We start from the raw sequence: 21673 nt of genomic DNA, 5'->3' as shown, positions 1-21673 counted from the left end.
CCTATCAGTGATGTGACCCACATCACCTTGGCACATTGCGATGCCGTCGGGAGGGGGTATCCACCCCATCAGTTCTCAGTGACAATCAACACTTCAACGAGGCGGTGACTCTGGCTGGCGTTCCGAAGCCACTCGATAGCGCGTTGTCAAAGCTTTGGGGCTACTCTTCAAATTTCGGACGCCATGTCAGCCCCACGAATGTGCCATCGCTTAATGATGCGACACTCGTTGTCCATCTTTCAAGCGCGATTTGCCGTTACCTCGTGGCGGAACGACAGTGAAGGGGCTTCTTGATTTCGCAGATGAGCGCCACAAAGCATGGTGCATCTACTGCGGCGCAGTCTTGGCAAATGTCGAAACCAACCTCGATCATATTCCATCGAAGAGCATTCTTGATCGACCCTTCCCAGAAAATTTGCCGACGATCCGCATCTGCCGATCATGCAACACCTCTTTCTCCAATGACGAGGAGTATTTCACAGCGTTCCTCGGATCTGTTCTTGCAGGGACCGCTGACCTTGATCACCGGGTCGTCGAAAGGGCCGAGAAGACGTTGAGCAAGAACTTTCGCTTGCAAGACGAGATTGAGGCTCAGCTTCGGGTCGAAGAAGATGTCGATGGGAATCACCAAGTGACATTCGTGCCTGACATCGACCGCATCCGCAATGTAGTCATTAAGAACGCTCGAGGGCACGTATTGTTCGAGCACGGTCAGCCGGCTCGAGGCGAACCGGCCCACATCGCCATAGAGCCACTGCAAATCCTGACGCCTGAGGCGGTTAGGTCATTCGAAATGATCGACTATGGCCCGGGATGGCCTGAGGTTGGAGGTCGGCTGATGTCGCGATTGGTCATCGGCGGGGACATGGGTGCTGACGGATGGGTGATCGTCCAACCGAATGTGTATCGGTTCGCTGTCGTGGATAACAGTCAGTTCGTCGTGCGAACAGTGATCCGCGAGTATCTTGCCACAGAGGTCGTCTGGGACCGGTAAGGCAGACAGCATGCAGCCAGCACGGCCCGTTCGTTCTGAACCGCGCCAACTATCTGGGGGCTAATTTCAGGGCGGCAACGCGGCAAGGTTTTCAGTATCCAGGGCGGCATAGAAAATAGTCTCGACTTCCCGGCGGGTATGTATCCGCTTCTGCGAGTGGTGTGCGTTGCAATCGCGTGTGCGGCGAACTACCGCTCTTCACCCTTCCTGTCGATGAGACCGGCATCGATCGGGACGGCCCGGCTGAATGTCTGCTTTTTCGGATCGTCTGGGGTGGATTAGCACGTGCGGCGAACTTCCGGAATCCGCCCAATTCCGAGCGGCGAGGCGCCTTGATGGCGGTTAACTGTCGGCGAAAGTACGTTATGCTCAAGGCCCTTGGCAAATTGAAAGTTAGTCTCGCAGATCACTTCGATTGGCCAGTGCAGCAGCAACTTGTTCTGCGATCCCCACTTCTCGCGAACTGAAAGCCGGATCGCCACGCAAGTAATTGATCGTGCCGAGAACCGAACCATCGAGGACGATGGGCACGTTCAACACAGCATTGAGCCCGAGCCCCAAGATGGTTTCATGGTCCGAAAATGCCCATCTGATATCAGCGGCCCCGAAACCCAGGTTGATCTCCCGGTCGATCAATACCTTCTTGCCCCACTCCGTATCCCGCTTTGGTTTGCGACCGCTGACAGGATAGCTATCGGGCAAGGTAGAGTGTAGGCGTTCCACCTCCATCGTCGCGGCGTGGAAGCGCATCGCGGTGAATAACTCATTTTTGAGAGCTTTATCACAGAGGTCAAGAGCCTCCTCCAGCGGGGTGTTCTGATCAACGATGCGTTTGCAAATGTCCGTTGTCATGATTTCGCTCCAGTCTTGGCCGTGCCCGCGCGCCGAGGGTCTGCAACTGCGTCCACGCTGGACTCGTCGCGCAGGGCGATGCAGATCCCGCCTGCCATCCAGGTTCGAGCGGGCCATTCTTCGAGGTCGTGTCCGCGTGCGCGTAGCTCCTTGGCCTGCTCCAGTGGCAGATCGGCTTCGTACAGGACCTTGTTGGGGTGAACGTCATGTGGCGCGAAACTGCCGGGATAGGCATAGGAAGCAACGCGGGGCGCCTCGACCGCCACGCGCGGAGCCTGTCCGTGGTCCAGCAAGCCCAGCAATACCTGCGCCATGGCCTGAACCTGCACATCACCGCCGGGCGTGCCCATGGCGAGCCAGGGTTTGCCATCCTTCAGCCCCAGAATGGGGTTCGGCGTCAGTCGCGGCCGCTTGCCTGGAGCGAGGGCGTTGAGATGGCCGGGGATCGCCCGGCTCTGCGACCCGCGCGAGGAGACCGACAGTCCAGTACCGGGGATTACGACGGTGTCGTAGCTCGGATCGCTCGGGGTGGCGGAGAAGATGTTGCCGGCGCCGTCGATCACGCTGACATGCGAAGTATCGGCGCAGCCCACTTCGAAAATCGGGCGTTCGCCTGACGTCGCGGGAGCCGGGGCCGCGGGGGCCGGCAGCGGATCGGAGGTCTCCTGAATGCTGCGCAGCCGGTCGGCGATGAAAGCAGGTTCCAGCAGCGCCTCGGGGGCGAATTGCATGTAGCGGGGGTCGGTGACATGTGCTTCGCGGTCGGCAAACACGCGTTTCAGCACCTCGAGCAGGAAATGCAGATTGATCTGCTCCCCGTCGCGGGTCGCATCGGGGCCTGCCTGTTCCAGCATGGCAAGCGTCTGCGCCATCGAAATGCCCTGACACCAAGCACCGCAACAGTGAATCTGCGTGCCCCGGAAGTCGACGGCGAAGGTTGGCTCTTCGCGGACCTCGTAGGCGGCAAGGTCTTCGGCCCGCAGTAGCCCACCGTTCTCGGCGTGGAAAGCAACAATCTTTTTCGCGACCGGACCGGTATAGAAAGCCGCTCGGGCGGCGGCCAGACCTGCGCGCCGATCACCTCCCTCGGCACGGGCAGCGCTTTCCGCATCGATCAGTAGCTGCAGGGTGTTTGCAAGGTCGGTCTGGACAAAGCGCTCTCCGACCTTCGGCGGGCGGCCTCCGGGCAGGAAGATCGCCGCCGTTGACGGGAAGCGCGCGTATTTCTCCTCCCGTGAAGCGATGAAATCGGCCAGCAGCGGATAGACCTCGAAACCGTCGCGCGCGGCTTGCACCGCCTCTTGGGCGGCATCGCCGAAACCGAGGGTGCCGTGAGCCGCCAGGACCTTGATCCAGCTTGCCGGTGCGGCGGGAACGACGGTGCGCAGCAAGCCCTCGGGCACGTGGTCGCCGTGATCGCGCTGCATCTGCACCACGTCCGCGGCCTGCGGCCAGACCCCGACACCGTCATAGCTCGTCACATGCTCGCGGCCTGCGTCATAGAGGATCACCGGCGCGACTCCGGCAAAGGACACCAGATCGGGCTGCACGACGGCCAGCGCAATCCCGGCGGCAACCCCGGCATCCACAGCGTTGCCGCCTGCGCGCAAAACCCGCTCCGCGGCCCCAGTGGCAATGGGATGTCCGGTGGCCACTGCCCATTCTTTGCTCATCTCCACCCCCTCAACGCTGTAATATATGCCTCATACAATTATTAACTACGTAGTTGACAAGTGCAATACCCCTCGTTCTATGATAGTTGTATGGAGAGCCCCTCAGATAGACTGTCCCTCGAGACCTTGGTCGCCGCATGGGAAGACACGGCCCCCGATGGAAAGGGCCGGCCCAAGTACCTGCGCCTGAGCGAGGCGTTCACCCGCTGCATTCAGGACGGCACCTTCGCGCCCGGCGGCCAGCTTCCCGGCGAGACCGAGATCGCCGCCGCGCTGCCCATCGGCCTGTCCACGGTGCAAAAGGGCCTGTCGCGGCTGGTCGAACAGGGGCTGATCGTGCGCCACCGCAAGCGCGGCAGTTTCATCGCCGACGCGCGTCATCAGGTCCCCGAGGTCCATGTCTACCGCTTCCGCGATCCCGAGACCGGCGACTGGAAGATGCCCTATACCCGGGTGGTCGAGATCCAGCGCCTTCCCACCGCCGAATCCGGGCCGCTGCTCATCGGCTTCGAGGCCGAGCAGGTGATCCGCATCGACCGGCTTGTGTGGGTCACCGGGTCGCAACCGGCCTTCGGCACCATGTACCTGCGCTGCGACCACGCCGAGGCGCTGCTGTCGCGCCCCTTGGAGGAGCTGCACGGCATTTCCTATCACCGCATGCTCTGGGAGCAGTTCCAGATCCGCACCGCCAAGGTCCGTCACGAGGCGCGCGCCGACCTGCTGTCGCGGCAGGCCTGCCAGCATCTCGACCTCGCCGCGCCGCATGTGGGGATGATCTGGGACGCCCATGAGCATGACAGCCAGGACAGGCTGCAACTGATCCAACGCTTCGAATTGCCCCGCGGCCACCGCCCGATGGAACTGGTGGAGAGCAAACCGGGCTTCTGACGACCGACAAGACCGAAAACCAACCAAGAAACAGTGGAGTGACCATGAAACGTATTCTGATGACCACCGCCGCCACCGCCCTGCTGGCCGCCGGGCCCGCGCTGGCCGAATGGAACCCGGACGGCCCGATCCGCCTGTGGATCGGCTATGGCGCCGGCGGCGGCACCGACGTGCAGGGCCGGACCCTCGCCAAGGAGATCGAGGCCAAGCGTGGCTGGCAGGTGATTCCGGAAAACAAGGCGGGCGACGACGGCACAGTGATGTCGGCGCAGCTCAAGGAGGAAGCGCCAGACGGCCAGACCCTGGGCTTCGCGATCACCACGACCTATGATTTCGCGCCGATGAATAGCGACAACCTGTCGCCGGAGGATTTCACCTATATCACCACAACCGCAGGCTCGCAGATGGCGGTTCTGGCGCGCGCCGAGAGCGGCTGGAAGACGCTTGATGACCTTGAAGCCGCCGCCGCCAATGAGCCGATCGTCTGGGCCAACTGGGGCACGCAGGTCGAGGCCGGCGCCGAGATCGTCGCCCGCGCTCTTGGGATCGACGTGAACCACCTGCGCATGAAGGGTGGCCGTGGCACGCTCAATGCGCTGGTGTCGATGGACGCCAATGTCGCCTGGGGCGGCGGCGTACAGAAGCCGCTGGTCGAGGCGGGCGAACTGGTGATCCTCTCCTCCGCCGAGACCGGCCCGGTGGCGCTGGCCCCGGAGATGCCGACGCTGATGGATCAAGGCATCGACCTGAACCTTGGCTACCAGTACATCATCACCGCCCCCGCGGGCATGTCTGACGAAATCCGCGACGAGATCGGCAGCGTCATCGCCGAGATCCTCGCCGACCCCGAGAGCGAGACACGCCAGTTCATCGAAAAGCAGTATCCACCGGCGCCGATCGTGACGCAGGGCGCGGAGCTGCGCGAGCAGATCCTCTCGACCTATGAGGCCAACGTCTCGATGATGAAAGCACTGGCCGAATGACCCGAGGTCCCGTGGATACCGATGAAAGCGCCCCCTCCGGGGGGCGCTGGAACCTTTGGCTGGGCGGGGGCACGCTAACGCTTGTCGCGCTTTGCCTGCTGGTCTGGTTTCCGCGGGACATCAGCAGCGGATTTCTCAAGAAGAGCCTGACCGGCAATACCATCCCCGGAGACGCCTTCTTTCCCACGCTGCTGGTTCTGCTGATGGTGCCGCTGGCGCTCTTGCTGATCGCGGGAGAGCTGCGCGCCAAAGGGCTTAAGGTGGGAGAGCCCGTTGGGCGTATCGGCCTCGACAACCTCTTGTTTCTGGCCCGTGCTGGTTTTGTCACCGCCGCATCGCTGACGCTGATGACATGGGGCGGGCCGCTGGTGGTCTGGGCCAGCAACGCCGCGGGCCTCACGGATTTCTCTGGCTACCGCGCGGCGTCGGGGCGGTTTCCCTACAACGTGGCCGGGTTCTTTATCGGCGGCACGGCGTTGAGCGCCAGTTACATCTACATCACCCGCCGCGCGCTGCGGACGCGCGATCTCGTGGTCGCCATGCTCACGACCGCCTTTCTGATCCTGCTGTTTGCCGGGTTGCTCGACAACATCCAACTGCCGCCAAACGCCGACCTCTGAAGGACACCCCTTGGACCTCTTGCTGCAATATCTCGCGCTCGGAATCAGTTCCGTCTTCACGGCCGCCGATGGTGGCCTGTGGCTCTTGCCTATGGGCATGGTGCTGACCGGGGTCGTCATCGGCATCCTCGTGGGCGCCACCCCGGGGCTCTCGGGCCCCTTCGCCATGGCCATCGCCCTGCCGGTTCTGGTCTCGATCTTCGGCTACGGGAACGAGGCACTCTATCCGGTGCTGGGCTGTCTTTTGGGCATCATGAAGGGCGCGACCGTGGGCGGCGCGGTGCCAGCGATCCTGTTCAACACCCCCGGCACGCCCGATGCCTTCCTGACCACGGTGGACGGCTATCCGCTGGCGCAAAAGGGACAGGGGCGCCGGGCGATCCAGACAGCGCATTTCGCCTCTGTCGTGGGGGACAACTTTTCCGACCTCGTGCTTTTCATCGCCGCCCCTGTGCTCGCGGTTGCGGTGGAGCGGGTGCTGGACCTGCCCGAGAAATCGGCCCTGATCATCCTGTCGCTCTGCTTCATGGCGGCCGTGGTCGGCAAGGCCCCGTTGAAAGGCCTGATCGGCGGCCTTCTGGGGATGTTCGTCTCGCTTGTCGGCACCACGATGTCGGGCGACGGGCCGCGCATGACGCTTGGCATCCCCGAGCTGGGCGGCGGGCTGCCGTTGACCTCCTGCGTGCTGGGCGTGCTGGTCCTCTCGGAAGTACTGATCGCGGTCGAAGACATGCGCCGCGACCGTGCCGCGGCCAAGGGGCCGGTCTCCGCCCCTGAAATGGGGCCGAGGCTGAGCTGGGGCGAGCGCTGGCGCATGATGCCGGCGATCCTGCGCGGCGCCGGGATCGGCACGATGATCGGCGCGCTGCCGGGGATCGGCACCACCACCGCCGCGACCCTGTCGCATGACACCGCGCGGCGCCGCTCAAAATCGCCCGAGACCTTTGGCAAGGGCGCGATCGAGGGGGTGGTGGCGACGGAATCGGCGAACTCGGCCGTCTCCGGCGCCAATCTGATCCCGGTGATGAGCCTCGGCATCCCCGGCAATTTTGCCGCCGTCTTCATCATTCTGGCGGTGGAGACCATCGGCGATTTTGCCTTCGGGCCGCAGGTTTTCCGCTTCACCCCGATCAAGGAGATCGAGGGGTTCGACACGATCATGAACCGCGATCTGGTTATGGCCTTCGGCCTCTTCACGATGATGGCAATCGCCAACCTCTGCAACTGGAGCGTCGGCAGTTTTCTAATGGGCCAGCTGGGCCGTCTCATCCGTATTCCGAAGGACGTGATGTTGCCGGTGATCCTGACCGTCTCGCTCACCGCGGCCTATGTGCAGGACGGCGGCTATGTCGGCCTGCTGAGCGCCTGCGTTTTTGCCGTAATCGGCTACGTGCTGCGACGGCTGGGGATCTCGATCCTGCCCTTCGTCATCGGTTTCCTGCTGGCCCCGGCATTGGAGGGGCTGATCCGTGGCAGTTTCACCGCCTCGGGCGGCGATCCGTGGTTCCTGCTGAAATCCCCCATCGCGCTTGTGATGCTTGCGCTGTCGGTCTGGCTGCTGGTGCGGATGTTTCGGCAAAGCCGTCCGCAAACCTAAATTCTTCGATGAGAGTATGCGAGCATTCTGTGTCAGTTGAGATGTGAAGGCCTGATCGTTTCTTTGAGGGTTGACCTGATCAATATGCTCAGGAAGCCCAAGTGCTCCATTTAAGTATGTGTAGGCGTTTGCGAAGGCACTTGGACTTGTTCTTCTGGGCAAATTCACCGTTCGATACGGCCGCGGGCACTCCTTGGTTTCGCTCCTTCTGGTCGGTGATGCCCGAGACACGTCCGGCCCACTGCGGTCATTCGTCCGACTGGCCGCGTTGCGTCGCAGCTTCGCCAAACCGGACATCGGTGGCATCCAGCAGCAAGATCTGGCACGCCAAGGGCAGCTCCCCGGGCAGAGCGGTCATTCGCCTTTTCAGTAGGCCAGTAATAAAGCAAAATAGTCTTTTGGCCCGCACGGGGAGTTCCGGAATGAAATTTGGTCTGTCGTTGGCACTGATCCTGGTCGCAGGGCCTTCTCTTGCTCAAACCGTTCCGGGACTTGCCCATCTCCGGGACACATCCGACGACGCACGTCCTCTGTCCATGTCGATCTGGTATCCGTCCGAGGAAAAAGAATCGGGCACTGTCGGCGGAAATCCTGTGTTCGAGGGGGTTGCAGCAGCACCTGATGCGGAGTTCACGCAAAGCCCGCTTCCGCTGGTGGTCATATCACATGGCGGCCTGCGATCCGCGACTGACTCAGGTGCTTGGCTCAGTTCCTCCATCGCACGGGCAGGCTTTGTTGTGGTCGAAGTCAATGCGCCGCGCCCGGACAACGCCGAAGCTGCTGTGAACGAAATCTGGCAAAGACCCCAGTATATAAGCCGCGCGATTGACTTGGTGCTGGCCGACTCGACTTGGGGGCCGCGAATTGATGAAACCACAGTGTCAGTCGCGGGATTTGCACTTGGCGCGACCGCTGTCCTGTCCGTCGTCGGAGCGGAGCTAGATGTCGCCAGCTACCTTCACTCTTGCGCGCCGGACAGAGAGCCGCGCGGACCGGATTGCGGGTGGTTTGCGGCCCAGGGAGTCGACATGTCGGCCACCAACCTGGACGGCCTAACTGGAATGGCGCGAGACCCCCGCGTGACTTCGGTGATAGCCATAAACCCGGAATACTCGGAAGACCTGGGCTCTGCGCCCGCGGATGTTCGGGCGCTATCGATTTCCCTCGGCCAGCTCGCGCGCACATCGGCTGATGGGCAGCAGGCTCCGTCCTTTGCCATGCCCCAAGCGTCGGTATTCGATGCCTTCGCCGTTTGCACGTTCGCCGGACCGAAGATCCTGATGGAGGAAGAAGGTGATGCATCGATCTGTGGTGTATCTTCGGACGCACGCCGGGCGATCCACCAGGACGTCTCTAACGCAGTCATATCCTTCCTGAATGGCAGCCCTGAATAAGCTGGGGCGGACCGTCAGACCGGCCCGAAGGAGACATCCACAAGCCAGCCTTGATGCTGTGGTAGCAGCCCGCATTGCAGTCATGCGTCTACTGCGCGAGGTGTAACCAGGCAGGATACGGAACAAGGCGATATCGCAGTCGACGAACAAGGATCGCGCTTCCGGCCCCTACAATGTCATCAGCGAGTCCGCAGCACCTCTGCAATCGACGAGAGCCCGTCCCTGTCAGTGATGCACTACATCGCATTGGCAACGCTCGCCGCCGCGTGGGGGACCGCACAAGCCTCCTTGATGATCTCAAGCTGCTCTTTGTCCAGATTGTGAACAAGCATGCAATTTTGGGTCCGACTCAATTTCTGTGGCGCCTTTCATGCCGAATGCTGAAGGCGCGCCAGGAGCAGATCGATGCCTGCGGCTCCATACATCTGTCGTTTCAGCAATTTCAGCCGGTTGATCTGACCCTCTGTCTGGCCGTTGGACCAAGGCTCACGAAGCGCTGCGGTAACCGCGTCGAGATCGGCAGAGAGGCCGCGCGAAAATGACGCCAGTCCAGACGCCTTCGCCTGATCTAACCAGTCAGCCAGCCCGTCTTCCTCGCCGCTGCGGACCATGGAGGTAAAGGCATCAAGGAGCCGACGATCTTGCGCCAGTTGCGGCAGAGCGTTTTCAACCTGAGCGACGAATATGCTGTCGGCTTTCGAGAGGTGATGCCGACCAGAGGTCATCATGCGGGCGATCTTGCGACTCGGAGGGCATTTGCCTGTGCCCTGCGGGATGGCGGCCTCGGCTCGGCGCTGGCGTGTGGCCCATTCCCCGACCACGCGGAGACTTCCTTGGAAACCGTCCGCTCGCAGCCGGCGCCAGAGTTCAGCGCCATTGCGACATCCCTGCTGCCAATACTGCTCAAGCTGCGGGAACCAAGGGGTTAGGCTGCTTTGGCGTAGCCTGAAGACGTCTTCCCGTTCGCCGCGCAGGACGCGCGGGACCAGGCCTCGGCTTAGACCAGTGACCCGGACGATCCGCTTGATAGGCACGCCTTCGGCACCCATCCGCTGGATCAGCACGTTGGTTTTCTGGCGCCGTTCAAAGCCTTCGAATTGCAAACGTTCCGCCGACGTCAGAATACCGGAATCCAGCTCGGCGTCGCAGACAGTTCTTCGTATGGCCGGGATTGCGCGACGGACGGCGGCCAGAAATGCATCGCTTGCGTTCTGCAGAAGGTGCCAACGGTCGGCAACCTGGGTCGCATAAGGAAGCGCTTCGGAAATCGCCTGTCTGTATCCGCCGTTCCGGTCTCGCGCGACGATTTCGATCTGCGGATGCTGGCGCAGCCATGCAGCGACTGTCGCAGGCTCGCGATCCGGCAGCAGGTCGATGACGGCACGCCGTTCGAGATCGCAGATCAGCGTTCCATAGCGCTGTCCTTTGCGCCAGGCCCAATCGTCGATCCCGATGACGCGAGGTTCATGGCCCATGGTCCGAGCACCTGACGCAGCCCCCCGGAGAAAGGTATCCTTGCTCACACCGAACCGGAGACGGCGTCCAAGTGCCTGAGCTGGCCGACCGCCCAACGCGCGACCGAGGTAGGCAACGAGGTCCTGAAATCGACCGGTCCGACGACCATAACGGCACGCAAGGTAATCTGGGACTTTCTCGCTGAAAGTCATGATGGAACACTGCGACGTAACACAGCGGAACCGTCGCACCGACAAGCGCACCTGAACGGAGCGACCATGCGCTGGAAAGTCTTTGAGGTGCCGGACGTAACGTCCATGCTGACGAGTAGACCGCTGTCCGCAACCCGGGCAAATCACTTCTGCGCCCGTAACCTCTGCGTTAATCGCGAGGGTCGCGCCGCCCACGTAATATCCGGTGGCGCGAAGCCCTTCAGGCAACAGCTCGGTATCAAAACGCTTTGTCATGGTGATCATCTCCTCCAGCATGTAAGCCAGATGTAGGAGTGGGGCCGCCAAAAATCACACAATGTGCGACAGAGCCGACGAAAGCTCTGTCGGGTTTGCTGTGGAGGTCCGGATAGAACTGGTGGCAACTAAGCCAGAATAGACCCTGCACCATCGAGACGAAAAAAAGGGCCGCGCGAGGAATCGCGCGACCCTTGTGGTAAAGTATAAGGCTTCGATTATTTAGCGGGCACCATCGCTTCGATCGAGATATCGATCGCAACCTCATCCCCGACAAACGGAGCGAACTGGCCCATGTCGAAATCCGAGCGCAGCAGCGTGGTTGTCGCGTCAAATCCGGCCCAGGGGCGATTTTCCATCGGGTGATCGCCCAACTGGTTCAGTGTGGCGTCCAAAACGACAGACTTCGTAATGCCGTTCATGGTCAGATCGCCGGTGATCTTTCCGGTCTCTTCGCCGGTTATTTCGATCGACGTTGAGGTGAATGTCACCAAGGGATTCGCTTCGGCGCCGAAGAAATCTTCGCTCAGAAAATGCGCTTCGCGGGCGGGCCAGCCGGTGATGAGGCTCTTGGCGGGAAATGAAACAGAGACGCTCGATGTTGCCGGGTCTTCTTGGTCCAGCTTGATACTGCCTTCGAACCCAGAGAACATGCCTGTGGTGGTCGAGAAACCCAGGTGATTATAGCTGAACACGATCTGGCTATGGGATGGATCGAGCACATAGGTCATCGTTTCAGCCTGCGCCGCAGTCGCGAGTGTTGCGCCCATTGCCGTCGTAAGAAGGAAGTTTTTCATCTAAATCTATTTCTCCGTTTGAGATGCATACGTCACGTCAGATGCACCTAATTCAGACGCGAAAATACGCAACTCTCTACCTTCAAACACACTCTGTGCGTTATCGAACAGCGTGCAGAATGTTTACCAGCAGGCACAAAGATATCTGCCCAAAGAAGCCCTGAGTTTCATCTCGAAGACTTCGAATAGCGCCTCAAACCGTAATCTCTCAAGTATCCATTCATTTCTGACCTGTAGTGAGGGTCTGACACGACAAAGGAATGACAACTTTGAAGAACTTTAAGTTCGCCCAATCAAGATGGAGGCGGACTCAGGCGCAGGTGCAGCGAACGGCAGCTTCGTCTACATAGCCAACTCGTGTCTCTCGGATGATGCTGTGAAGGGTCATGAAGGACCGTTTTGAATACCTGCGCCGCAGAGATGACCAGGGGCGAAGGTCCGGTCTAGCCGCAGAGCTGTGGTCAACAGAAAGGCACGAGCTATGGGTCTTTGTTGTGGAGCAACATGAACAGTACCAACGCAGGGCCATGGTTTAAGCGCGACCGATCGCGGTGATCCAGAAGTTGATCTCTCGAAATGGTCTAGTCAATCTGGCAAAGCGCAGAATAGGCCACTTGGATGCGAAGGTTCGGGGGGATATAGTTAGGTCTTTCATCGCTCAGCAATCCTGCGAAAGTTAAGTTCTGGTTTCCGCCTCTCCTCTCTGCGGTCGCGGCCAGGGAACTGGCAAGCCGGGCGCAAAGACGCCCCGCACGAGGGCGAGGCCTGTCGCCTCAATCGTCCCACCGGGGCGCAAGGCTCGATGGCGATACAGTCCGGCCATCAAGCTGGGCAAGCGCAGCGATGCGGCGATCTCGGTCTCGCTCAGCGTAATTTCCGCCGCCGTGAGGTTCTCGGCGAGCCGCTCCGGCTTGGCTGTCTTAGGCAGGGCGATGACATTAGTCTGAGACAGCAACCAGGCCACGGCGATGGAAGCCGGGGTGATGTTGTGTGTCTCAGCAATCTCCGTGCAGCACCGGGTCCGTCATCACCTTTCCCTGCGCCAATGGAGCGTAGGCTGTTGGCGGCAGGGCCACAGCGTCCATATGAGCGCGCAGATTGCGCTGATCGATACAGGGATGCATCTCGACCTGATTGGTCGCCAGCGGGGCTTGCAGGATCGTCGCCGCCTCCTTCAGCATCGGCACCGTGAAATTCGACATGCCGCCATGGCGTACCTTGCCCTCGGCGATAAGCGCGTCGAGGACGGGCAAGGTCTCGCTCAATGGCACCTCACGCGAGGGCCAGTGCAGCAGCAGCAGGTCGATGTAGTCAGTCCCAAGCGCCTTCAAACTCGCCTCTACCGCTTTGCGGAAATTCCCGGCAGCGAAGTCGTGCGGCAGGATCTTGGCTGTCAGGAAGACCCGATCGCGCGGGGTCGCGGCAGCACGCAGGCCTTCACCGACCTCGGCCTCATTTTCGTAGGCCTACGCGGTGTCGACATGGCGGTAGCCTTCGGCGAGAGCCGCCTTGGTGATCTCGCGCGCTTTGCCCGCATTCATCTTGAAGGTGCCAAGGCCAAGCGCTGGAATTCCTGCGGGGCCGATATGGTCAATTGTCATGCGATGTCCTTTCATTCAGCAGCGACTGCGCGCCGCGGAGTTGCGGCGTTGTCCAGCCGACCCGACAGGCGGGTCAGCGCAATGCCGATGGCGACGATCAGCGCGCCGAGATAGGGGGCAGCGGCAAGGCCCATGCCTTCGACGATCAGCCCGCCGATCCATGCACCAAGTGCGATGCCGAGGTTGAAGGCGCCGATGTTCAGGCCCGAAGCCACATCGACTGCTTCCGGCGCCACTTCGCGAGCAATCTGCACCACATAGGCTTGCAGCGGCGGCACATTGGCGAAGGCAAAGCCACCCCAGACCGCGACCACCGCCACCGTGGCCACTGGCGACGTCAGCACCAGACCGAGGCCCAGCAGCACCACAGACAGGCCCGCAAAGATCACCGTGAGCGCCGGCACCGGGCCGATGCGGTCCGACAGCTTGCCGCCAAAGATGTTGCCCGCCGCGACCGAGGCGCCATAGAGCAGGATGATGACGCTCACGCTGGTCGCGCCGAAGCCGGTCACATCGGTGAGCATCGGGGCAAGATAGGTGAAGGCGACGAAGTTGCCGCCATAACCGATGGCCGTAATCAGATAGACCAGCAGCAAGCGCGGCGAGGTCAGTACGCGGGCCTGGGCGCGCAGACCGGGGGCCGCGCCCTGCGGCAGGTTGGCAGGCACCAGCAGCGCCGAAGCCACAAGCCCAATCAGGCCAAGCGCCACGACCCCGAGGAAGGTCGCCTGCCAGCCCCAGGCTTGCCCGATCCAGGTGCCCAGTGGCACACCGGTGACCAACGCTACGGTCAGACCGAGGAACACCAGTGCGATTGCAGAGCTTTCCTTGTCGCGGCTGACCAGACCGGTGGCAATGGTCGAAGCGATGGCGAAGAACACCCCATGCGCCAGCCCGGTGATGAAGCGCGCGGCGATCAGGCTGCTATACCCCGGTGCGAAGGCGGCAAAGGCGTTCCCGGCGATGAATAGCACCAGCAGAGACAAGAGCAGCGTCTTGCGTGGCAGGCGCGCGGTCAGCGCCGTGAGCACCGGCGCGCCGATGGTCACGCCGAGCGCGTAGAGGCTGACGAGCAGGCCCGCGGAGGGCAGGCTCACGCCAAGGTCGGCGGCGATGGTGGGGATCAGGCCGACGATAACGAATTCGGTCGTGCCGACGGCAAAGGCGCTGATCGTCAGCGCCCAGAGGGCAAGGGGCATGGCAAATCTCCTGTTTTGCTTGTCCCGACCCAGATGGACGGGATAGGTTTTTGCGTGAACAGACGGGTTTGCAAAGGGTCTTTGCGCAACATGCACGAATTGCCCCAGACACGGGAGCTCGCGGCTTTTGCGGCTGTGGTCGAGGACGGCAGCTTTGCCGAGGCCGGGCGGCGGCTGGGGGTGGCTCCCTCGACCCTGTCGCGCACGGTCACGCGGCTGGAGACGCTCTTGAACGTCACCCTGCTGCGCCGCTCCACCCGCGCGATCGAACTCACGCCCGAGGGGCGGCAGCTGTTGGCGGCGGCGCAGGAAATCCTCCGCCAGACCGAGGCGCTGTCGGACATCGCCCAAGGCAGCCGCACCCCGCGCGGACCGCTGAGGGTGAACGCGCCGGTGCCCTTCGTGCTGCATGCCATTGCCCCGCGTCTTGAGGAATTTCACGCGCGGTATCCGCAGGTGGCGGTAACGCTGGATATGACCGACCGCCCCGTGGACCTGATCGACAGCCACGCTGATTTGGCAATCCGGTTCGGGCCGCTGAAGGACAGCGATGTGCTGCACCGCAGACTGGGGCGCACGGCGTGGAAGCTCTGCGCCGCGCCCGCCTATCTGGAGCGGACGGGCTGGCCCGCGGGGCCTGCGGATCTCGCGGGGCTGTCACAGGTGGGTTTCACCGCGCCCGCGCATATCAATCGACTGGTGTTCAAGGACATTGGTGAGGTGACGCTGCCCACCTCTGTGCAGGCGGAGAACGGTGAGGCGGTCCGCGCGCTGGTGCTGGGCGGCATGGGGGTGGCGCGGTTTAGCGATTACATGGTGGCTGATGACCTTGCAGCAGGACGGCTGGTAGAGCTGTTCCCCGGCCAGCTGGACACGTTCCCGCTCGACGTCACCGCGCTCTACCTCACGCGCACCGCCGGCCTGCGACGGCTTGCCGTGTTTCTCGATTGGCTACGCGAGGTGCTGCCGGACGGGGGTTGAGGGATCTGGCTGGTCGCGCTGCTGGGGGGGGGCCTGCAGGATACCTGGCAGTCAAGAATATCCATGCAGGCCCTGCCGCGTGGTCCCGCCGAATGGACCAGAGCGCGCGGAAAGTTCGCCAAATAGTTTAGTGCTTATTCCCATTGCTGGGGCAGGCGACATGCCCCTGCTGCTTTTTTCTGCGGCTTGCTGATCCGTTGGGAGCCCGCCGTCAATTGAACGCCAAGCGCTTAATACACTGCGCTTCTAAGCCTCTTGCGCGTTTGGCGCGGCCAGCTCCAGCCGTAGTTATCCACACCCAATACTGCGGCGACCCTTTTTCGGGGCAACGCTCGGAGCGATTTTGGTTTTGCTAGATAAACGATCAGCGTTCGCCGTGGATCAAGAATCCGCGATAGGGCCAACTAGGAAAACTGCAATGATGAAACGTCGAGCTCGGACCGATGAGAAAACGAAGCCGCGGAAGGTGTCCCTGACGGATGCTGAGTGGCACGAAATTAAACGGCAGGCCGATAGGAAGGGCGTATCACGATCAAGGTACATCGCCGAACGAACATTGGTATCCGGTAGGCCCACTAGTGCCAGTGGGGATATTTTTGACTTGCTCTTTGCATATCGCGAAGCGGTTCGCGTATTGGACGCTTTGCTTGAGGCCGTCTTTGCCTCACCAAACGAGATCGACATTTTGTTTGTCATGCAGAGGCTGGATCGGCTTAACGAAATCCTCTGGCGTGGTCTCCAGTTTGGCGCCGGAAACGGCTGGACGGACGGGAGCGATGCGCTGTGAAGCTGCTCTGGTCGCCTCATTCTACCGGGCCTGCGGCTCGCGTGGTCAGCTATCTGATGTCTGACCGCCACGTGGCACAGATCGCGGGGACGCGGGAGGTGGTGCTCAGGAAACCCGTGCCGGAACTCATCGCGGGGGACGGGCATCTGGTCGCTGGATGTATTGAGGCGCTGGAAACGCGCCACCGGTACAGCTGCGCCACATTGTCGTTTGCTCCAGACGAAATTGATATGGTCGCGTGGCGGTCAGGCGACCCCGAACTGAGGCGGAAAACCAATGCCGCTTTGGCTCTCTGGGCGGAAGTGGCCTGGTCCGGCATTGCGCCGGAGGCGCGCCCGCCAATGCTGGCTGGCACACATCTCCATGCCGGTCACCTTGAGATTAATATCTTGGTACCACGGGCGCTTTTCCGAAAAGTTTACGGGAAGGTCGTGCCGCGGGCTTGGAACCCTCATCCACCAACCGGCGAGAGCTGCAGGATCTGGGATGCGTATCAGGATGCGGTCAACCATGCCTATGGATGGCATGACCCTGGGGATCCCCATAGGACGGCAGCGATCGGCGGTCCCTCGTGGGTGCTCAAACGGGCTGCAGCCTTGGATCGCTGGGCGGGCTGCCTCTTTACCCCTGATGGCGACATCGCTGGTGGGGACGCTGATCGCGTGGCTGCCGAGGACCCGAAGGTCCAGATCATGCTCGCGGCCCGCATTCTGGCACGCTGCGGTGTCGGCAACCGCGAGGCGCTGTTGGCCGGGATTGAGCCCGTGCTCGCCGATCTCGGGTGGCGCATCGATCATCTCCGCCCCGATTCCATCGCCCTGTGCTCGGAGCGTGAGGAACGTGATCAGCGGTTGATCCTGCATGGGGCACTTTGCCATCCGACCCCGCCTACACCTGACCCAGCCATGGTGCTGGCGCGACAGCGCATCCTTTCGCTGGCTTCAGGGCATCTGGCTGAGGCGATGAGTCGGCGGGCGGGTGATGCACGCCGCATCCTCCACCGCGCATTCTGTCGGCCACCTGCTCCAGCGGACCCTATGGGCATCCTGCGCGGCCCGAGTCCGACCTCTCACTCCATCCGGGATCGCCTAGCTAGGCGTGTCAGAGATATTCTCGATCGGATCGCTGCAATGCTTCAGCAGGCCCAGGTCACGGATGCCTTGACCCGTTGGGCTGAACGTCCCGGCGGCGGCTTCGGGGCAGCCCGCGACCAGATTTCGGAACTGGCGAATATGCCGCCCATCAACATTCCCGACTTCCACAATCCACAGCAAACACCGGCACCCTCGGCCGAACACGATATGGAGACCCCGACACCATGACAGATACTGAAATCCTTTACCGCGACCTGCGCCGCCTCTTGGATGCGATTGAGGCGCTGTTGGAGCGCGGTGCGTCACCGATCGCCGCTCCGATTGAACAGATGCTCGCAGACCTTCATGCGATCCAGACCGATCTCGAGGTCTGCGCCACCGCGATGTTCAGGACCGCCGAAGCTGTCCAGGCACTTGCAAACCGCACCGATCCGACGAACGAAATCGCCCGGCTGCATCGTCGGCTGGACAAGATGGGGGTCCCGGAGTGCTGAGGACGGGTGCGACACTCGTGAAGGAGGTAGAGTCTGCACCCAGCCTCTACCCTTCTTTAGGCCCAGACGCGCAGAAAAGACTGAAAATTGTGGATAACCTCTCCGGTGCGTTGTCGCTGCGCATAAGTCTAACCTGCGACAACAACGGATGGGATCGACAATTATGAGCCGGAAGGCCAAGCACACTGACCGGGAGCTGGACGCACGCATCGCCGACTTCTTCGGCACGGCAGGTCGCAAACCGACATATTCGGAAATCAAGGAGATGTGTCCCCTTGGCGTGTCCAATGACAGGATTTCGTCGGCGCTGAGCCGGGCGGAAGATAGGGGCTACGTCACCGGCAAGGCAGATGGAGGCGATAGTAAAGAATTCCCTACGGCCGCGCTGGTGGAATTTCGGGCAACGTTCGAAGAAATCTGTCAGGAGGTCGAAACACTCCGCCAGAAGACTCGGAGGCTTGAGACCGAGAACAGTAACCTTCGCGCCTCACAGGAACGCCTTCTCGCCAGGCAGTCGGCAGAGATCGCCAAGGCTGTGGAAGAAGTGCGGCAGGAAGCGGAAGGGCACCTCAACGCTATGGCGCGTGCATTTCTTAAGGTAGGTCTCGAAGGCTGATCGCGCTCACCTGCGAGGGGATTGGCCTATTCCACCGTCAGGACGCCCTCTACTAAAAAAAGCTGCAGAAGCTCCGAAGAGCCAGTCTAGCTCCAGTTCTGACCGCTGGACGCAGCGCGACCGGGAAGCATTTCAGGTAGAGGCATCGTCTGGTCCACTTCACTCGTGGCATTGTCAGCAAACCACCTGAGACGGATCAATACGGCCTGAATGGTAGGCGCCCACGTCACCCGCCCGTTCGAACTCGAAACTGTCGTGGGGGCGGCGCCACAGCCCTAGGATTTGAGCTAATTCAGAACACCCGGGGCAAGAGATCGATTGCCGCTTTCTTAAGGTCGAACGGCATCCCATTCACATCCCCATACACCTCCTCGTTGAGGTCCGCCCCGGCGTGCCCGAGAAGGTCAAGGCGGACGTCTTTCAGGACCTCTGGCCGTACTTTAAGAGCCTGATTGAAACTGTGGCGCAAGCTATGACCATCGAGGCCTTTTGGGTTGCCATCCAGCTGACACTCGCGAAGCTTCCGCCAGTTGTATCTCAGGGCAGACATGAACTTTTTCTTGGCGCTGGTCGGGCGCAGTTCGGGAAACAACAACCTCTCCCCTTCGGACATCGTCCGGTCGCGATGCTCCAGCAAACCAAGCTCGAGCAAATGCTCATGGATCGGGATCAGCCGCGCGCTGTGCGCGTTCTTGATCCGGCGTTCCTCATGAGAGCGAATATCAAACCCGTACTGGCCATCGACCTCAACGATCGCATCCACGGTCAGACCGGCGACTTCTTCCATCCGCCCGCCCGAATAAGCGACCATCAGTGGCACGAAAAACAGTCCATCTTTGATGACTTCATTACCGCGTTCATGCCGCCTGCCGTCACTGCGGCAGCCCTGCCAGACGGGATGCTGAAACAGCGCATTGATCTCGTCAGGCTGGAAAGCAGAGCGCTTGCTGCGGGCGCGCACATCCTCCCGCCGGCGTAGCAGTGAGGGATCAAGGTCGACATCTACGGCAGACCGCTCGTTGGCCCGCGCATGCTTCAGCACAGCACCAATTTGATCAAGATACGAATTATACGTCGAGGGAGCGCGACCCAGTTGTTCATCTTCCAATTCCTGCGCTTCAGTCTCGAGATCCGCCCAGGTCAGGAAGGCATCGTCTCTTCGTTTCAAGAAATTATTCCTGAGGTCCTCAATCCGCTCTTCGAAGATCCGGAAATGATACTGTTCCACCTCCGTGACGGTCTGGATGCCTGTCAGCAAACAAAACGTCTTCACCCGAGAGCGCCGCTGGTCGGCGGTTTTGTCGTCCATTTCGCCCTTTGCCTGCGCGATCTTGATGCTGCGCTCGCAGGCGCCCGCGATGTCTACGCCGTAAGGCTGTTTGGCGGGCGAACGGTGTAGCGGTTCATTGCAGTCTCGCGCTGCCTCGAACTGCTCCGTCAATCTTTGGATGGTCAACGGCTCCTCAGAAAGCTGAACGCCGGGAGTCAGACACACGGGAGTAGGCTCAGCAATCGCATGTTCAGGTTCGATCTGTTTCGCCGCAACGGCAACATTCGTTGGTGGTGCCGTAGTTTGCGGATTAGCGGCCTCCTGCATTGGGATGCCTTCGGTCACGGGCTTCGCGATCTCGCGGAGCATGCTCTGGTACGTTTCACGAACAGACACCTTGTCCGTATCAAGGCAGTCCAGAGAGGCAAGCCGCGCCTGCAGATAGACCTCCATGATCTGAGCGCGATGCTCCATCGACTTCGGAATCATTCCTGTCGCCCTGGTAAACTCCTCTGTCAGTGCATTTATCGTTTCCGGCGCCGAAAGCGCATGGCCCTCTGCTTGGTGACACCGCATAACGTTCGCCAGCATGTCGGGCGACCATTCCGGATTGATTTGGCTAGGCGGAAACGCTTTCCCAATGCCGTTCTGCAAGAGAGAAGCCAATGCAATCCGGAGAGGCTCACGGTTTTCCGGAGCGGCAAAACCGGACCGGCCCAAGATCCATTCGAGCCGCCGCTGACGACGCGATTCCTGAATCGACTGCGTCAACCGCACCTTCATGTAACGGTGCAGCAGATCTTCTGGGATCTCGTCCAAAACAAAGGTAAACGCATCCAGCACGTTTTCGAACTCCATGGTCAGCATCCCAACACATGTAAGCGCAAGATTCGGGTCTTTCGTCCCTAGCGAGACCAAGACGGGCGAACGAGATGTGGATAACTCAGGGATACGCCGACGAAAATAGTATTGTCCGCGTTGCTGGTAGAGGTAACTTGACAGGGACATGCAATCTCCGGGTTTCGGAGAGCCTACTTCGATGGGTGAAAAGGAGCAGAGGCAACCCGATGTGCAACCTCGTGTGCAACCAAATCTGCCAACTCGGGGGAACAACATCGGAGCCAAACACGAAATGCGTTTATTCTCAGATGCTTACCAGAAAATTGGCTCCGGCGGTAGGGATCGAACCTACGACCAATTGATTAACAGTCAACTGCTCTACCGCTGAGCTACGCCGGAATGCCTATGTCTGTCTTTCGGGCAATTCCCTCGGACAGCGGCTCTTTAACGCGGGCGGTCCGGGGTGCGCAAGAGCAATTGACCGATTGAAGTGATTTTTTTTCGATTATCTGCAAACGCCCGTGAAATGCGCCCCGCGACACGGTTCGGCACCGGGGGCGGCATCACAGGTCCGTGACACATCTCCTCCCCCGGCGCTTAGGGCTGGACGGGTTGCGCGGGCTGCGGTTGAAACTGGGCTCGTATGAACAACTCAATGTCCTGAAAGGGAAAACATGACCTTCCTCTCCCCCTACCAGCCGCAGATACTCTCGCTTTTCCGCATCATGTCGGGGCTCTTGGTGCTGCAACATGGCACGACCAAGATCCTTAGCTTTCCAGCCGGGCCGATGAACGGCGTGTCGATCGCCTCGATGGGCGGAATCGCGGGCGTGATCGAATTGGTCTTTGGCGTCTTGCTGGTGATCGGCCTGTTCTCGCGCCTGTCAGCCTTTATCCTGAGCGGCTTGACGGCGGTGGCCTATTTCATCGCGCATATGCCGCAGGGGTTCTTTCCGCTGCTGAATGGCGGTGAACTGGCGGCGCTTTACAGCTTTGGTTTTCTCTACCTCGCAGCCGCCGGGCCGGGGCCATGGTCGGTCGACGCGATGCGCGGGCAAGGCTGAAAACAAA

The 21673-nt window shown here is 61.0% G+C and carries 20 protein-coding genes, 1 tRNA gene and 1 pseudogene; 12 read left to right on the top strand and 10 right to left on the bottom strand.

Translation table 11 applies throughout. From position 1 onward, the window contains the following. The first annotated feature begins 277 nt into the window (after nucleotides 1–277). Nucleotides 278–994, top strand: coding sequence for a hypothetical protein (locus ACGYLI_RS10825; RefSeq protein WP_394393621.1), 717 nt, complete (start codon nucleotides 278–280; stop codon nucleotides 992–994). Between the two features lie 393 nt (nucleotides 995–1387). Here ACGYLI_RS10825 and ACGYLI_RS10820 read toward each other — a convergent pair whose 3' ends face one another. Beyond that, nucleotides 1388–1846, bottom strand: a complete 459-nt coding sequence (locus ACGYLI_RS10820) for a GAF domain-containing protein (protein ID WP_394393619.1) — start codon at nucleotides 1844–1846, stop codon at nucleotides 1388–1390. After that, nucleotides 1843–3519 carry a gamma-glutamyltransferase family protein gene (locus tag ACGYLI_RS10815; protein ID WP_394419177.1) on the bottom strand — a complete coding sequence of 559 codons (1677 nt, stop codon included), beginning with the start codon at nucleotides 3517–3519 and terminating at the stop codon, nucleotides 1843–1845. The genes ACGYLI_RS10820 and ACGYLI_RS10815 overlap by 4 nt, the downstream gene beginning before the upstream one ends. Nucleotides 3520–3609: 90 nt before the next feature. Here ACGYLI_RS10815 and ACGYLI_RS10810 point away from each other — a divergent pair, with 90 nt between their 5' ends. The 5 genes from ACGYLI_RS10810 (at nucleotide 3610) to ACGYLI_RS10790 (ending at nucleotide 9001) form a co-directional block, all read left to right on the top strand. Next, on the top strand, nucleotides 3610–4407 hold the full coding sequence (locus ACGYLI_RS10810) for a GntR family transcriptional regulator (RefSeq protein WP_394393614.1): 798 nt from the start codon (nucleotides 3610–3612) through the stop codon (nucleotides 4405–4407). Nucleotides 4408–4451: 44 nt separating this feature from the next. Continuing rightward, nucleotides 4452–5390, top strand: coding sequence for a tripartite tricarboxylate transporter substrate binding protein (locus tag ACGYLI_RS10805; RefSeq protein ID WP_394393612.1), 939 nt, complete (start codon nucleotides 4452–4454; stop codon nucleotides 5388–5390). Next, nucleotides 5387–6010, top strand: a complete 624-nt coding sequence (locus ACGYLI_RS10800) for a hypothetical protein (RefSeq protein WP_394393609.1) — start codon at nucleotides 5387–5389, stop codon at nucleotides 6008–6010. The genes ACGYLI_RS10805 and ACGYLI_RS10800 overlap by 4 nt, the downstream gene beginning before the upstream one ends. A 10-nt stretch (nucleotides 6011–6020) precedes the next feature. Continuing rightward, the gene (locus tag ACGYLI_RS10795) at nucleotides 6021–7607 is read left to right on the top strand and encodes a tripartite tricarboxylate transporter permease (protein WP_394393606.1); all 1587 of its coding nucleotides are present in this window, start codon (nucleotides 6021–6023) and stop codon (nucleotides 7605–7607) included. Between the two features lie 422 nt (nucleotides 7608–8029). Continuing rightward, on the top strand, nucleotides 8030–9001 hold the full coding sequence (locus ACGYLI_RS10790) for an alpha/beta hydrolase family protein (protein WP_394419176.1): 972 nt from the start codon (nucleotides 8030–8032) through the stop codon (nucleotides 8999–9001). 368 nt (nucleotides 9002–9369) lie between these two features. On the opposite strand, the gene ACGYLI_RS10785 is transcribed toward ACGYLI_RS10790, so the two are convergent. From ACGYLI_RS10785 to ACGYLI_RS10760, 6 genes and pseudogenes are all read right to left on the bottom strand, one after another. Further along, nucleotides 9370–10923: an ISL3 family transposase gene (locus tag ACGYLI_RS10785; protein ID WP_394419181.1), complete on the bottom strand. Its 1554-nt coding sequence runs from the start codon at nucleotides 10921–10923 to the stop codon at nucleotides 9370–9372. Between the two features lie 218 nt (nucleotides 10924–11141). After that, complete coding sequence (locus ACGYLI_RS10780) at nucleotides 11142–11720, bottom strand: YceI family protein (protein ID WP_394419175.1); 579 nt, start codon at nucleotides 11718–11720, stop codon at nucleotides 11142–11144. A gap of 676 nt (nucleotides 11721–12396) precedes the next feature. After that, nucleotides 12397–12684 (bottom strand): hypothetical protein, encoded by a 288-nt coding sequence (locus ACGYLI_RS10775; RefSeq protein ID WP_394393597.1) that lies wholly within the window; start codon nucleotides 12682–12684, stop codon nucleotides 12397–12399. A gap of 31 nt (nucleotides 12685–12715) precedes the next feature. After that, nucleotides 12716–13171 (bottom strand): annotated as a pseudogene (locus ACGYLI_RS10770) (aldo/keto reductase); the annotation flags it as partial. Nucleotides 13172–13186: 15 nt separating this feature from the next. Beyond that, nucleotides 13187–13321, bottom strand: a complete 135-nt coding sequence (locus ACGYLI_RS10765) for a hypothetical protein (protein WP_394393594.1) — start codon at nucleotides 13319–13321, stop codon at nucleotides 13187–13189. Nucleotides 13322–13332: 11 nt separating this feature from the next. Continuing rightward, a complete protein-coding gene (locus ACGYLI_RS10760; RefSeq protein ID WP_394393591.1) occupies nucleotides 13333–14520 on the bottom strand; it encodes an MFS transporter in 1188 nt (395 codons plus the stop codon). Nucleotides 14521–14610: 90 nt separating this feature from the next. Between ACGYLI_RS10760 and ACGYLI_RS10755 the strand changes: the two genes are divergently transcribed. From ACGYLI_RS10755 to ACGYLI_RS10735, 5 genes are all read left to right on the top strand, one after another. Further along, entirely contained in the window at nucleotides 14611–15501 is an 891-nt protein-coding gene (locus tag ACGYLI_RS10755; protein WP_394393588.1) for a LysR family transcriptional regulator, read from the top strand. Nucleotides 15502–15919: 418 nt separating this feature from the next. After that, nucleotides 15920–16288, top strand: coding sequence for a hypothetical protein (locus ACGYLI_RS10750; RefSeq protein WP_394393585.1), 369 nt, complete (start codon nucleotides 15920–15922; stop codon nucleotides 16286–16288). Beyond that, nucleotides 16285–17610, top strand: coding sequence for a hypothetical protein (locus ACGYLI_RS10745; RefSeq protein WP_394419174.1), 1326 nt, complete (start codon nucleotides 16285–16287; stop codon nucleotides 17608–17610). The genes ACGYLI_RS10750 and ACGYLI_RS10745 overlap by 4 nt, the downstream gene beginning before the upstream one ends. Continuing rightward, nucleotides 17607–17876, top strand: coding sequence for a hypothetical protein (locus ACGYLI_RS10740; protein WP_394393579.1), 270 nt, complete (start codon nucleotides 17607–17609; stop codon nucleotides 17874–17876). The genes ACGYLI_RS10745 and ACGYLI_RS10740 overlap by 4 nt, the downstream gene beginning before the upstream one ends. Nucleotides 17877–18039: 163 nt before the next feature. After that, nucleotides 18040–18492, top strand: a complete 453-nt coding sequence (locus tag ACGYLI_RS10735) for a hypothetical protein (RefSeq protein ID WP_394393577.1) — start codon at nucleotides 18040–18042, stop codon at nucleotides 18490–18492. 292 nt (nucleotides 18493–18784) lie between these two features. On the opposite strand, the gene ACGYLI_RS10730 is transcribed toward ACGYLI_RS10735, so the two are convergent. Both ACGYLI_RS10730 and ACGYLI_RS10725 read right to left on the bottom strand, forming a co-directional pair. Then, nucleotides 18785–20770: a DUF6538 domain-containing protein gene (locus ACGYLI_RS10730; RefSeq protein WP_394393574.1), complete on the bottom strand. Its 1986-nt coding sequence runs from the start codon at nucleotides 20768–20770 to the stop codon at nucleotides 18785–18787. Nucleotides 20771–20926: 156 nt separating this feature from the next. Next, a tRNA-Asn gene (locus ACGYLI_RS10725) sits at nucleotides 20927–21001 on the bottom strand. A gap of 275 nt (nucleotides 21002–21276) precedes the next feature. Between ACGYLI_RS10725 and ACGYLI_RS10720 the strand changes: the two genes are divergently transcribed. Then, nucleotides 21277–21666, top strand: a complete 390-nt coding sequence (locus ACGYLI_RS10720; protein WP_271689384.1) for a DoxX family protein — start codon at nucleotides 21277–21279, stop codon at nucleotides 21664–21666. The last annotated feature ends 7 nt before the right edge of the window (nucleotides 21667–21673 follow it).

The sequence above is a fragment of the Sulfitobacter sp. 1A13421 genome (assembly GCF_043557285.1).
Lineage (GTDB): Bacteria > Pseudomonadota > Alphaproteobacteria > Rhodobacterales > Rhodobacteraceae > Sulfitobacter > Sulfitobacter faviae.
Note: the sequence above shows the minus strand (reverse complement) of the source record. Positions and strands in the feature narration are given on the sequence as shown.